The following is a 13,411-nucleotide window of genomic DNA, read 5'->3' as shown; positions in this document are numbered from 1 at the left end:
GGCGCGGCAGGCGCGACCGCGGTCGTGTGTTGCGCCTGTGTTTAACGCTTCTGGTTGGGCAAAACGCCAGCACGCTTGTCTGCCTCCAGCGAAGCCACGGCATCGGCGTATGGCTCCTGGCGCGCAACACTCCAGTAGCGCAACTCATCGAGCGGGATTTGTTTGCCGGTAATCGCACAGACAACATAGGATCCCGGCGACAGGATCTGAAAATCCGCATCGAGATAGCGTATCTGCGCTTCGCGGTTTCCATTTCCTTCGAACAAGTTCATGCGCTCCGTTTCCTTACAGGCTGTAACAGGCCCTGCCATAACGCGCCGCCGCGGCCATTTCCAGCTTTTTCAACTGCGGCCGAACAATCGCTCGATATCCGATAGCTTGAGCTCGATATAGGTCGGGCGTCCGTGATTGCACTGCCCGGAGCCGGGAGTGACTTCCATTTGGCGCAGCAGTGCGTTCATTTCCTCCGGCCGTAGTCGCCGTCCCGAACGCACGGATCCATGGCAGGCCATCGTCGCGGCCACATATTCGAGCTTCGCCGACAGACCGGACGCGGTATCCCATTCGGCTATCTCGTCAGCCAACTGCCGCACAAGTCCCACGGCGTCCACCTCGCCGAGCATGGCGGGCGTTTCACGCACCGCGATGGCACCGGGGCCGAAGCGTTCGATCGCCAATCCGAGTTCGCCGAACTCGGTCGCGAACTGCATCAGCCGGTCGCAATCCTCTTCGGGCAGATCGACGATTTCGGGGATGAGGAGAACCTGCGAGGCAAGCCGCTTTGAGTGCAGCGCCTTGCGCATCGTCTCGAACACCAACCGTTCATGCGCGGCGTGCTGATCGACGATGACGAGGCCGTCATCCGTCTGCGCCACGATGTAGTTTTCGTGGATCTGCGCCCGGGCGGCACCCAGCGGATAGCGCAGCGGTGGTTCCTCCGGCGCGACCGGCGTTCTCGCGGTCGGCGCGGTGTCGCCGCGTGCCGTTGGCGTCACGAGGCCGTCGAAGGAAGCCTGCGGACGTTCGCCGAAGGCGCTGGTCGCGGGCTGATAGAAGGGGCGCGAGGGCGATGTCGCCGCCGACCATGGCTGTTGCGGCCGCTGCGCGCCCGGCTGGAAGCCGGGCCGGAAAGAGCGCAGCATCCCGTCCGCACCGGTCGTCGCTGCACGGCTACCGTCGCGCGCCAGCGCTTCGCGCACGGCGCCGACGATCAGGCCGCGCACCAGTTGCGGGTCGCGAAAGCGCACGTCTGATTTTGCCGGATGCACGTTGACATCGACAAGTGCTGGATCAAGCCGGATCGACAACACCGCAACAGGATACCGGCCCGTGGGGATCGTTTCGGCATAGGCGCCGCGGATCGCGGACAGGATGAGCTTGTCCTGCACCGGACGCCCGTTGACGAACGCGTATTGATGGGCCGAGTTGCCGCGGTTGAAGGTCGGCACACCGGTGAAGCCGGTGAGCGATATGCCTTCGCGCTCGGCGTCGATTTCTATGGCGTTGTCGCGGAAGTCCTTGCCGAGGATCTGTGCCATGCGCGCCAGATGGTCATCACCTGTCGCCGGTAACTCCAGCGTCGTGCGGTCCGTTCCGGAAAGCACGAAGCGCACGCCCGGAAAGGCGATTGCCATACGCTTGACGACCTCAGTGATCGCCGCAGCCTCGGCCTTTTCGGTCTTCAGGAATTTCAGGCGGGCCGGCGTCGCAAAGAAGAGATCGCGAACCTCGACGATCGTGCCCGGATTGCCGGGCGATGGACGCAGATGGGTAATTCTGCCGCCCTCGATGGCAATCTCGTTGCCGCCGGCGCTGTCCCGGCGGCGGCTGGAAATGCTGAGCCGCGCGACCGACCCGATCGATGGCAGCGCCTCGCCGCGAAAACCGAGCGTTCGGATGTCGTCCAGCGTATCGGAGATCTTGGAGGTGCAATGCCGACGCACGGCAAGCTCAAGGTCGGCAACATCCATGCCGGAGCCATTGTCCGAAACCCGCAACAGGCCCTTGCCGCCGCCCGACGTTGCCACCTCGATGCGCGTGGCGCCTGCGTCGAGGGCGTTCTCGATCAACTCCTTGGCAGCGCTCGCCGGCCGCTCGATGACCTCGCCGGCGGCGATTTGGTTGATGAGTGTTTCTGAAAGCTGTCTGATGGCCATGCGCCTATTCTCTTGGATTCGCGGCACAGAGGGAAGGGTGAAAGCGCTGGCCGGATGCTGTTCTGCACGCTCCAATTCGGGCTGCTTAACGTTAAGCGCGCCTTAAGACAAAGCTGCCATTTTGCAACTTGCTTCCGAGGAGTGGGTTTCAATCGGACAGATGTGGGACGCGTAAGAATGAGTGCCGGCTCCGAAAAGGCGGACGCATCATCCGTGAGTAATGAAATGCCGGCTGATATCAGCCTGCAGACGGCTCTGTTTGACGCGGTTTGCGAGAGCCTCGGCGCGGCTTTCATCGTCTACGACAAGACCGACCAAATGATCTTCGCGAGCCGTCAGGTGCTCGATTTCTTTCCGGTATCGGCGACCGTGCTGAAGCCGGGAACGCGGTTGCGAGACTTCCTGGGTGCGATCTACGACACCGGCATCCGTACGCAGTCGAGCGGCAAGCAGGGATCGCTGAGCCGTGAGGACTGGCTGTCCCAGAAGATCGCCTCGCATTGGCGCGAGCGGTTCGAGGCGGTCGAGCGCCACGGCACCGATCGCTGGATTCGGTTTGGCAAGCGGCGCCTTGCGAGCGGCTACGGTGTCTGCGTCATCCAGGACATCTCCGAAGACAAGAAACGGGAGGAACAGTGGCGCTCCGATCTCGAGCGTGTGCAGCTTACCGAGGACATCCTCGATAACCTGCCATTTCCGCTCTTCGTCAAGGATCGCAACCTGAATTACGTCGCCGTCAACATCGCCTTCTGCGAAAAGTACCAGACGACGGTCGATGAGGTACTCGGTCGCAAGAGCAGCGACCTGTTCTCCGAGGAGGTCGCCCAGCGTTTCGAAGAAAGCGACCGCCATGTTCTGGACACCGGTGAAATGTCGATTTCCCGCCAGCGGCAGGTCGCGCGCGACGGCGTGGAACGCGACATCGTTACGCGCAAGCACCGCATCGGCAAGCCGGGGCGCTATTTCCTCGTCTCGACCATGCAGGACCTGCCGCGAGACGGCGCCGATCTCGATGAGTTCAGGTTCGCATCGAGCGTCATGACCTCGAGCAAGAATTCCTATCGACGCGCCTATGTTCCGATGAATGGCAGCGGCGAGCGGCGCGAACCGGCGGCCATGGAAGCGATCGTTCCGGAGAACTTCTCCGGCCGCAAGATCCTGGTGGTGACGTCGGATGTCGTGGCTGAAGCCGCAGCCTTGCGCACGCTTGCGAAATACGGCTTCGAGGCGTGCTCGGTGCGTGGCGAGGACGAACAGGAGCACTTCCTGGAAATCGCGAGCTCGTCCGGCATCTCGCTCGACCTGCTGGTGATCGACAACCAGCTGGGGATGCGTTGCCTGGAGCTCGCCGAACAGTATGGCATTCCGGTGCTCGTCATGGACGGCTTCCAGCTCGCCAACGAGCTCACCTTCCAGATCGCTCGGCATTTCAATCGCAGCAATCGTGGTCAGCTCGCTGAAAGCATCGACACCGATTGGGAGTTCACCACCGTCGAGGAAGCAAATGCGCTTGACGTGCTCGTTGCGGAAGACAACGACATCAACCAGATCGTCTTTTCGCAGATCCTCGAGGGTCTCGGCTACCGCTACCTGATTGCCCCAAGCGGCGACGAGGCGGTTCGCCTGTGGACCGAGCACCGGCCGAAAATCATCCTGATGGACATCTCGCTGCCGGGCTTCAACGGTTTCGAGGCGGCGCGGCTGATCCGCCAGACAGAAGAAGGCGGCAGTTCGAGAACGCCGATCGTCGGTGTTCTTACCCAGGCTTTCGAGCGCGACCGCGCCGAATGTGCAAAGGCCGGGATGGACGACGTGATCATGAAGCCGGTAAGCCCCGATATTCTTCAGGGGATCTTTCAGAAGTATCTTGCCGAGGATGTGCGGCAGGTCGCCATGTGACGACAAAGCTCGTCAACTCCCTAAATGTGGGGACGGTACACGGTTTCAATGCGGCCGTTCCACTATCGAATTCTTAAGACTTGCCCGCCATCCTTCCAGCGTGTGCAGTCTGGGTCTGAGTGATGATGTCGGCTGAAATGCCTCTGGTGCCCGTAAGTCAGAATGAGCTTCAGACCATGGCCTATACCGACCCGCTGACCGGGCTCGGTAACCGCTACCGTATGCGTGATCGGGTTGCCCAGATTTCTGCGGAACGCGCCAGCGATCCCGCGCCCTTCACGATCGGCATCGCCAATCTCGATTCCTTCAAACCGATCAACGATCTCTTCGGCGCATCGGCGGGCGACGAAATTCTCTGCCAGGTCGCCCATCGGCTGAAAGCCTGCATTCCCGATGGCGCGCTGGTCACGCGTCACGACGGCGACGAATTTGCCTTTGTGCTGCCTCTGGTGTTCGAGCGGGCCAGCGCCGAGAAATTCGGCCAGATGATCCGCGAGGTGCTTTCGGCACCCTATGATCTCGGCGACCGCAACGTCCGGCTTTCGGCATCCTTCGGCTTTGCGATTTACCCCTTTGCCGGCGAGGAGTTCGAGGAGCTGCTGAAGAGCGCAGAGACGGCGCTTTATCGCTCCAAGCGCCGCGGCCGTGGCCAGATCACCGTCTATTCCCGCGAGATCGTCCAGGAAATGAAGCGCGCGACGCAGTTGGAGCAGGCGCTGCGCAATGCCATCATCTCCGACGCGATCGATGTGCATTTTCAGCCGATCGTTGCGCTCTCCAACAGCCAGGTCGTCGGCTTTGAAGCCTTGGCGCGCTGGAACGATCCTGATCTGGGCTTCGTATCGCCAGGCGTCTTCGTTCCGCTCGCGGAAGAACGCGGTTTCATCGACGCACTATCAGAGGCATTGCTGCGCAAGGCCGCGGAAGCGGCCCTTTCCTGGCCACGCGAACTCTTCCTCTCCTTCAACCTTTCCTCGGCGCAGCTGATGGATCCGGGTACGAGTAGCAGCGTCCTGTCGATCCTCGGCCGGGTTGGTTTCGACCCGCACCGGCTGGAACTGGAGATCACCGAGACCGCCGTGATGGGCTCGGCCGATACGGCAAACCGCATCATCGCCGACCTGCGCCAGGCAGGCGTCCGTATCTCGTTGGATGATTTCGGAACTGGCCAGTCGAGCCTTGGTCGCCTGCGCGACTTCATGTTCGACAAGATCAAGATCGATCGCGCCTTCGTGTCGCGCATCAATTCCGACCGTGCCTCCGAGCACATCATCAAGGCGATCCTTGCCATGTGCGAAGGCCTCGACCTTGAAGTGGTCGCCGAAGGGATCGAGGACTATTCGGAAGCCGTCAAGTTGCGTTCGCTTGGTTGCGGCATGGGGCAGGGCTATCACTTCGGCAAGCCTGCCGACAGTATCGCGACGCTTCGCTTCCTGCACGAAAACTATTACGATACGGCTGACCGCGTCAGCGCCTGAAACGCCGATGGCGCCCCGTCGGACGCCATCGGTTACGCTGTACTCACTGCGCAGTATTCTTACTTGTTCGTTGTCGAACCCGTCGCCGTGGTGTCTGTTGAGCCCGGTGCCGGAGCCTTCTCGGCGGCGAGCATCTGCAGCGTTTTGAATTCCGGAGCCGCCTTCAGCGTTTCCGCGGTTTCGGAGGTTGTCAGCTTGACGCTGCCGTCCTGCGTGTTTTGAGCAACGGTGATCTTATCCATCGGAACGGCGACATTCTTCTCGCCGATGCCGAGGAAGCCGCCGACGCCAACAATTGCGGCAACTAGACCGCCGTCTTTCTTCATGATGAGGTCGTTGACGTTACCGATGCTTTCGTTTTGGCCGTTATAGACCGACTGGCCGATATAGGTGTTGGCGCTAATCTGGTCTGCAGCCTGCTCGGTCAGGTACCCGCCGCCCGCTTGCGCAGTGTCGGTCGTGGCGGCCGGTGCTGGCGCCTGAGCCGCGTCACCTGCCGGGGCCGGAGCTGTGACATCCGGGACCTTCGGCGGAGCAGTCGGATCGCTCGGCGCTGCCTGCGTTGTCGGGGCGCTCGGATCAGCCGGCTGGGTCGAGCTCTGCGAGAATGCCGCCGGTGCGAAAGCCGTGGCAAACAAGGCACCAGCGGCAACGGTTGTGAGGAGTTTGCGTGTCATTTCGAACCTACCTTTTCAGTTCAAATAGTGATCTCTAGCCCGTGTCCCGCCAGCTTGCGCAGGCGGTAGCCACCGGCCGGCTCCCTTTTGAAATGAATGGCATTTCTATTGGTTCCCGAAAAAAATCGCGCAAAAATTGCTAATTTTGCGGAACTTTTAGCGAAAATGCTACAGGCATCTCAGCTATCAAATGAATCGAAAACAAAAAGGGCGCCCGCGGAGGACGCCCTGGTGACTTCGACGTGTGTCGCGTCAGATCGCGTAAACGGGATCAAAAATCCCCTTCACCGTGACCTCTAGCTCGAGCAGCGAACCGGCCTGCGGTTGCATGGACCGCGCGTCGTCATCCAGTCCCTCCCATGCCGTGGTGACGGCAAGCCGATCGCCATTCTTCCCGATGAAAGCGGGACAGGAGGGCTGGGCGGCGGGTACCTTGTAGCGGGAGATGCGCAGTCCATCCGGGCTGTATCGATCAACGGCGCCCGCACCCCACCGCGCATTCCAGATGTATCCGTCGGCGTCGACGACCGAACCGTCGAGTCCACCCGGCTCATCCATAGTATCCACCAGCACAATCGGCTCCCCGGTCGGCAGACCCGTCTGCGGATCAACCATCACCCTCATCAGGCGGCTGAGGCGTGTGTCGGTGAAGTAGCCAATCGTGCCGTCCGGCGAAAAGCAGATTGAATTCGGAATGCTGATGCCGTCGAAGATCCTGGTCACGCGACCACCGGCCACGTGATAGATGGCGCCCGCGCGATTTTCCGCGCGCTTGCTCATCGTGCCGATCCACAATGCACCGGAAGAATGTGTACGGCCGTCGTTCGAGCGGTTATCCAGATTGTCGTTTTCGAGGGCCGCATAAAAGGTGAGATTGCCGCTCTTGGTATCACGAATGAAAAGACCCTGTTCGGTGGCAAGCAACTGCCGCCCAGCATCTATGCGAGCGAGCACGCTCGCCATCATCGGCAGTGCGTGCACTTTCTTCTCCTCGGTGGAGAGGTTCAGTTCGTGCAACTCCTTGCCGATGATATTGAACCACCAGACCGTGTTCGTGTCCGGATCGTAGGTGGGGCCTTCTCCAAGCACGGAGTTGGTGCTGCAAAGGGTCTTGCCTGCGAACTCGTGAATTTCCGTCATACGCCTTAAGCTCCTACCGCTGCGTCATAGGCGTAAATGGTCGCCTTCGCACGCTCGGCAACCTCCGCTGCGGTCATTCCCGGCTTGTAGAGGCTGGTGCCGAGGCCGAACGCATGAATGCCAGCCTTGGTGTACTCGGAGAAATTCTTGTCTGAAACGCCGCCAACGGCAGCGATCACCAGCTCCGGCGGCAGAATTGCGCGGATCGCGGTGATGCCGGCAGGGCCGAGCACGCTGGCGGGGAAGAATTTCAAGCCAGTCGCGCCTGCACGGGCTGCCGCCAGCGCTTCCGTCGGCGTGAAGACACCCGGCATGGTGACCATCCCATAGTTGCGCGCAAGAATGATCACTTCGGGCTCGACGTTTGGGGTGACAAGCAGCTTGCCACCGGCGGAATGGAGGCTGTCGACCGCCTCCGTGGTCAGCACGGTGCCGGCGCCGATCAGGCAATCGGCCGGCGCCATCTTCGCTGCGATTTCGATCGACTTGAAGGGTTCCGGCGAGTTCAGCGGGATCTCGATGGCGGTCAACCCGTTTTCGATCAGCGCGCCGACCACGCTTTCGGTTTCTTCGGGTTTGATGCCGCGCAGAATGGCGATCAGTGGACGCTTCATCGTGGGGAAGGGGATGCGGTTCATTGCTTCGGTGCTTTCTTAATTCGGCCAAATGGCTTTGGCGGCGGCAGCAAGGCCGCCACGGACTGCCGTATCAGCGTCAATGGTCTTATAGGACAGAGATAGTGCCTTGAAGGCCGCTTCATAAAGGCCTTGCAGCCGGCCCGCGGCAACGAGCGTGATGCTGACGCCGGCTCCCGCATTTGTCATGGCGCCGGCGATTTCCAGCCCGATGAGCGTTCCGGAGATCTTGGCCTGTGCTGCGGCAGCGCTCAAACTATGCAGCAGCTGGCCGGAGCGCGCCGTAAAGAAGAGGTTGGTCGCCATTGCCGGCTGCTCATAGGCAGCCTTGATCGCACTTTCGAAGGCGACCTCGTCTGCCGGCGACTGATCGGCCCCGGCGACGGCGTGCGACAGGATCGTGTGCTTGGAGATCGCGTCGAAAAGCTCACCGGTCATGAAGCTGGAGAAGCCGGTAACCCGCCCATCCCTTACGTGGACCCACTTTGAATGCGTGCCCGGCATGCACACTGCCTGTGATCCGGTGCTTGCCGGACCAAGCGTGCCGAGAAGCTGCGTTTCCTCTCCGCGCATGACGTCGGGCCTTGCCTGATCTCTCTGGGCAAGGCCTGGAAGGATACGGACATCGCGGCGTTGGCCGGGCACAACGACTGCGCCCGTCAGAATTGAGGACAATGATGCCGGAACGTCGATATAGCCCGCCTCGACCCATCCCTGCTTTGCACCTGCCATGCCGCAGATGATGACCGGAAGATTTTCCGGCGCACTCACCTTGGCCAGATGCGAGGCGAGAACCTCGGCGAAGCCGGTTTTTGCAGCCGTCGTCATACCCTCATTGCTGCGGCTTTCGCCCAGGATGCTGCCATCCTTGGCGATCAGCCAGAGCCGAAAACTGCTTGTTCCCCAATCTACCGCGACATAAGCGGGATCCGTCATCAGAAAATGCCTCCATCGACAATAAGAGATTGTGCGCTGATTGCTGCCGCGCAGCTTGACGCCAGAAACAGGCACGGTCCGATGATCGCGTCGGCGTGCAGAACTTTCTTGATGCACTGGCGATGCACCGTCCGCGCAATGCCTTCCTCGGTGAGCCAGAGTTTCATCTGACGATCCGTCACGATCATGCCCGGCAGGATGCAATTGACGCGGATGTTGTCAGGCCCAAGCTTGCCGGCCAGGCTCTTTGTCAGCCCGATCACGCCGGCTTTCGCCGTCGAATAGGCGGGAAATTCCGGCATGTTGAGCAGAAAAGCAATCGACGACATGTTGATGACCGCACCGCCGCCTGCTTCGCGCATCGAGGGCGCAACAGCCTGGGTCGTGAAGAAGACATGGCGCAGGTTGGTCGCCTGGTTGTCGTCCCAGTATTCCTCGGTCACGGCCTCGAAATCGTGCCGGTCGTCGCGCGCGGCATTGTTGACGAGAACGCTGATTGGGCCGGAGTGAGCGACGACCTCATCGACCGTCCTGCGGATCTCTGCAACGTCACGCAAATCCGCCTTGTGGAAGCGAACCGGGTGAAGGGTGTCGCGCGACAGCCGTTCGACGAGGTCATGGCTTTCCGCCTCGGCGACGTCAATGAACGAAACCTTGGCCCCTTGCCGGGCGAACCCCTCGACAATCGCTGCCCCGATGCCGGACCCGCCTCCGGTAATCAGCACGCTTCGATCCCTGAATTCAGGAAACTGCGCAAGCATAGCCGTCACTACGTCCTCCCGACGCTATTCTGTTCTATTATTTGGAACTCTATTTGACTATGTGGAATTATCCGACTAGCGTGGCCTCTCTGTCAAGGTATTTGGGGCGACGATGAGTGCGGCAAAAGAGAATGAGCTCGGGCGGCGCGACACCGGCACCCTCGGCAAGCTGATGGTCCTTCTCGACGTGGTGACCCATGCCGACGGTCCCATGCGGTTCACGGACATATTGGCGCTTTCAGATCAGCCGCGCGGCACGCTTCATCGTCAGCTAAGCCATCTCGTCGAAGAAGGTCTTCTTGAGATCGATGCCGACGGCCGCTACTCATCTGGCTTGCGGCTTTTGGATCTCGCCTCTCGCAGCTGGGCGCGCAACGAGTTTCGCCTCATAGCCGAGCCTCACCTCAGGGCCCTCCAGGATCTGACGGGCGAAACGGTTCATCTTGGTGTGCTTCGCGGCAGCTCGATCATCTACCTCGACAAGTTCGAAGGCCAGCAGCCTGTCAGAATGTACTCGCAGATTGGCAACACCTCGCCGGTTTACTGTACAGGTGTCGGCAAGGCAGCCCTGTCGATATTGCCGAGAGAGCGGGTTGCGGCACTGGTGGCCGACCTTGCCTTCCACCAGTTCACCGCAAATACGCATACGGCGGACACTCTCCTTGCCGAGATCGAGGAAATACGCAAGCAAGGTCATGCCTTCGACCGTGAGGAGCACGAAGTCGGCATTCGCTGTGTCGCCGCCCCTATCTGGTCCGAAAACCTTTCGCTTGTCGGTGGTGTATCGGTAACCGGGCCGGCTTATCGGCTTACGATGGAAAGGCTTTCGGAATGGGCGGCCCCGATCCGGAAGACGGCAGAACAGATCAGAGAAGCCATGCGCATTGGACTTGGTCCACGCCGCTAAACCTTACTCAATGTCGCCCAATACAAGGTTGAAGCTTAAAATATTGTGATTTTCTGACGAATCATCACAATTTACGCTCGTCAATCCCCCGTCTTGGGGTGTATGTGCTGGGTTAATCGTTAACCGGCGATGCAAACTTAGCTGCGACGACGAGACGACATCCATCAGACATTCCATCTATTCGAGTTGAATAAATAAATGAATCCATCGCAGCCAGGATCTTCCGTGGACGTCCACGTTAGCGAGATCGCCGGACTGAAAACGCAGTTCGATATTTTCCGCTTCATGAAGAAAGTGACGGAAGCCTATCGAGCGCGGGCCTTCATGGTCTTCAACATTCCCTCGGTGACAGCCGTCAATCTGCAGAACAGTACAGTCATCTCGAGTTGGCCAGTGGAATTGCTGGCGGCTTACGACCATGAGGGGCTGGTGGCCAATAGTCCGGTCATGAAGCGGCTGCGGACCTCGACCACGCCGTTCTTCAACGACGTGTCGCAGGTAAAGCTGGAAAGGCCCGATGGCAAGGCAGGGATCGTCAAGGCCCTCTTTGAACGTTTCCGCATGATGCGTTGTGCCTATTTCCCGGCGCATGAGCCCTCTGGCAGCCGGGGTGCTGTATCGTTTTCGGGTGACCGTGAGGCATTCAGCGCGGAGGAAATGCGCGAACTCCACTATATTTCCATCCACGTCTTCGACCGATTGGCGGAAATTCGCAGCCACGACAACAGGGTCACGGAAACCCTGACTGACAGAGAGATTGACTGCCTGAACTGGACTGCCGCCGGCAAGACCAGTGTCGAGATTGCGGAAATCCTCACGCTGTCCGAGCACACGGTGAACCACTATCTCAACCGTGCGACCAAGAAGCTCGATACTGTGAACCGTACGCAGGCCGTCGCCAAGGCATTGCGGATCGGACTCATAAAGTAGGGTGGGCAAATTCTGGGCTCGCGCGCCTAAAACTTCACCAATGCGCACGACTTTGTAACCGGTGCACATCGGCTTTCGCGGATGTTTGCCATCTGGCACGTTTTCTGCTTCTTTGTTTGCAGCGGTCCAGAGGGGACCTGGTCACGACGCCGGATAAACGGCGCGACCCGCACACCGTCGGCCGACGCTACTATGTCTGATCTCGGGCTAAGGCGTCGGCGGCGGTTGTTGCTTTTGGGACACGCCGCCGCCCGCAAACCCTAAACCTTCAGCGCCCGATGCACGTTTTATACTGGCCTTTTGCCGTGCTTGCTCTAGGTGGCAAGGCTTGCCTCGGTATCCCGGAAGGCTGTTGTAACCATCAGGGCGAAAGCCCGGCGGACTTGATGGACGCATCGGCCTTCCGGTTGAACTCGCTCCTCATTTGCTGCGTCGACCGCCGATTTTGTTTGGCGAAGACGCGGCGCTCCTCTATCTAGAATGCCAACATAGGCAGTGAGGATGGAATGACCGGCGTCACCAAGGAACAAGTTCTCGAAACGCTGAAGACGGTCCGCGGACCCGATCTCGAACACGATATCGTCGAGCTCGGCATGGTCTCTGATGTCTTCATTTCCGACGGCAAGGTCTATTTCTCCATTACGGTCCCTGCGGAGAACGCCAAGGAGCTGGAGCCTCTTCGTCTCGCCGCCGAACGGGTCATCAAGGAGATGCCGGGTGTCAAGGGAGCCTTGGTTGCGCTGACGGCGGACAAGAAGGCTGGTGCGGGTTCGGCGCCGGTCTCGCGCCCGCAGCCGCAGGCTGGACATGAGCATCACGGCCATGCCCACGCGCCGCAACAGCAGCCCCGCGCCGGCAAGCTCGGCGTTCCCGGTATTGGCTCGATCATCGCCGTTGCCTCCGGCAAGGGCGGTGTGGGAAAATCCACGACCGCCGTCAACCTTGCGCTCGGCCTCCAGGCCAATGGCTTGCGGGTCGGCATTCTCGACGCCGATATTTACGGCCCGTCGATGCCGCGCCTGCTCAAGATCTCCGGCCGCCCCACCCAGATCGATGGCCGCATCATCAACCCCATGGAAAATTACGGGCTGAAGGTGATGTCAATGGGCTTCCTCGTCGACGAGGAGACGGCAATGATCTGGCGTGGCCCCATGGTGCAATCGGCGCTGATGCAGATGCTGCGTGAGGTTGCCTGGGGCGAACTAGATGTCCTTGTCGTCGATATGCCGCCGGGCACAGGCGATGCGCAGCTGACGATGGCGCAGCAGGTACCGCTCGCGGGCGCCGTCATCGTTTCGACACCTCAGGATCTCGCGCTCGTCGATGCCCGCAAGGGATTGAACATGTTCAAGAAGGTCGAGGTTCCCGTGCTCGGCATCGTCGAGAACATGAGCTATTTCATCGCCCCCGACACGGGCACGCGTTACGATATCTTTGGTCATGGCGGCGCTCGCAAGGAAGCTGAACGCATCGGCGTGCCTTTCCTCGGCGAAGTGCCGTTGACGATGAACATTCGCGAGACCTCCGACGCCGGAACGCCGCTGGTTGCAACGGAGCCCAACGGCATCGTCGCCGGCATCTATCGCGAGATCGCCGCCAAGGTCTGGCAGCAGCTCGACGTGCAGCCGCAGAAGGCCGCGCCGGCCATCGTTTTCGAGTGAATGCTTCGCCGCCGCTAGACTCCCAATTGCGGAGGAAATGTGGTCAAACGGCGCGGTGAACGTAAGATGTCTTGATTCTTTCGCAGCTTTCCGTCATATGGCGCGCCGTCGCCATGAGGGCGGCGTGTTGCGAATGCTCGATGATGGCCGGTGGGACTGGCCGCCTGCATACTCGGAGTTATCTTGGTCGAAGGATTGGTGACTGCGATGCGGTTGAGCACGTTGCATATC

General features: G+C 60.4%; 12 protein-coding genes. 5 read left to right on the top strand and 7 right to left on the bottom strand.

Going from position 1 to position 13,411, the window contains the following annotated elements; translation table 11 throughout:
* Nucleotides 1–41 precede the first annotated feature (41 nt).
* Together FHT97_RS03780 and mutL are read right to left on the bottom strand one after the other, a co-directional pair.
* Nucleotides 42–272, bottom strand: coding sequence for a DUF2093 domain-containing protein (locus FHT97_RS03780; protein ID WP_007530431.1), 231 nt, complete (start codon nt 270–272; stop codon nt 42–44).
* 69 nt (nt 273–341) lie between these two features.
* A complete protein-coding gene (gene mutL / locus FHT97_RS03775; RefSeq protein WP_183860011.1) occupies nt 342–2,156 on the bottom strand; it encodes a DNA mismatch repair endonuclease MutL in 1,815 nt (604 codons plus the stop codon).
* A gap of 177 nt (nt 2,157–2,333) precedes the next feature.
* On the opposite strand from mutL, the gene FHT97_RS03770 reads away from it, so the two are divergent.
* Complete coding sequence (locus tag FHT97_RS03770; protein WP_183860009.1) at nt 2,334–4,055, top strand: response regulator; 1,722 nt, start codon at nt 2,334–2,336, stop codon at nt 4,053–4,055.
* Between the two features lie 119 nt (nt 4,056–4,174).
* Entirely contained in the window at nt 4,175–5,533 is a 1,359-nt protein-coding gene (locus FHT97_RS03765) for an EAL domain-containing protein (protein ID WP_183752398.1), read from the top strand.
* A gap of 59 nt (nt 5,534–5,592) precedes the next feature.
* Here FHT97_RS03765 and FHT97_RS03760 read toward each other — a convergent pair whose 3' ends face one another.
* The 5 genes from FHT97_RS03760 to FHT97_RS03740 form a co-directional block, all read right to left on the bottom strand.
* The gene (locus tag FHT97_RS03760) at nt 5,593–6,210 is read right to left on the bottom strand and encodes a PRC-barrel domain-containing protein (RefSeq protein ID WP_183860007.1); all 618 of its coding nucleotides are present in this window, start codon (nt 6,208–6,210) and stop codon (nt 5,593–5,595) included.
* A gap of 252 nt (nt 6,211–6,462) precedes the next feature.
* Nucleotides 6,463–7,350 carry an SMP-30/gluconolactonase/LRE family protein gene (locus FHT97_RS03755; protein ID WP_183860005.1) on the bottom strand — a complete coding sequence of 296 codons (888 nt, stop codon included), beginning with the start codon at nt 7,348–7,350 and terminating at the stop codon, nt 6,463–6,465.
* Nucleotides 7,351–7,355: 5 nt separating this feature from the next.
* Complete coding sequence (locus FHT97_RS03750; RefSeq protein ID WP_183752391.1) at nt 7,356–7,988, bottom strand: 2-dehydro-3-deoxy-6-phosphogalactonate aldolase; 633 nt, start codon at nt 7,986–7,988, stop codon at nt 7,356–7,358.
* Between the two features lie 15 nt (nt 7,989–8,003).
* Nucleotides 8,004–8,921, bottom strand: coding sequence for a 2-dehydro-3-deoxygalactonokinase (locus tag FHT97_RS03745; RefSeq protein WP_183860003.1), 918 nt, complete (start codon nt 8,919–8,921; stop codon nt 8,004–8,006).
* On the bottom strand, nt 8,921–9,691 hold the full coding sequence (locus FHT97_RS03740) for an SDR family oxidoreductase (RefSeq protein ID WP_183860001.1): 771 nt from the start codon (nt 9,689–9,691) through the stop codon (nt 8,921–8,923). The genes FHT97_RS03745 and FHT97_RS03740 overlap by 1 nt, the downstream gene beginning before the upstream one ends.
* A 103-nt stretch (nt 9,692–9,794) precedes the next feature.
* Here FHT97_RS03740 and FHT97_RS03735 point away from each other — a divergent pair, with 103 nt between their 5' ends.
* The 3 genes from FHT97_RS03735 to apbC all read left to right on the top strand — a co-directional run bounded on the left by FHT97_RS03735 (nt 9,795) and on the right by apbC (nt 13,180).
* Nucleotides 9,795–10,589, top strand: coding sequence for an IclR family transcriptional regulator (locus FHT97_RS03735; protein WP_183859999.1), 795 nt, complete (start codon nt 9,795–9,797; stop codon nt 10,587–10,589).
* A 198-nt stretch (nt 10,590–10,787) separates the two neighbouring features.
* On the top strand, nt 10,788–11,519 hold the full coding sequence (locus tag FHT97_RS03730; protein WP_183859997.1) for an autoinducer binding domain-containing protein: 732 nt from the start codon (nt 10,788–10,790) through the stop codon (nt 11,517–11,519).
* Between the two features lie 506 nt (nt 11,520–12,025).
* A complete protein-coding gene (gene apbC / locus FHT97_RS03725; protein WP_183859995.1) occupies nt 12,026–13,180 on the top strand; it encodes an iron-sulfur cluster carrier protein ApbC in 1,155 nt (384 codons plus the stop codon).
* Nucleotides 13,181–13,411 lie beyond the last annotated feature (231 nt).

It is taken from the genome of Rhizobium sp. BK399 (genome assembly GCF_014194695.1).
In the GTDB taxonomy this organism is placed as follows: Bacteria; Pseudomonadota; Alphaproteobacteria; order Rhizobiales; family Rhizobiaceae; genus Rhizobium.
Note: the sequence above shows the minus strand (reverse complement) of the source record. Positions and strands in the feature narration are given on the sequence as shown.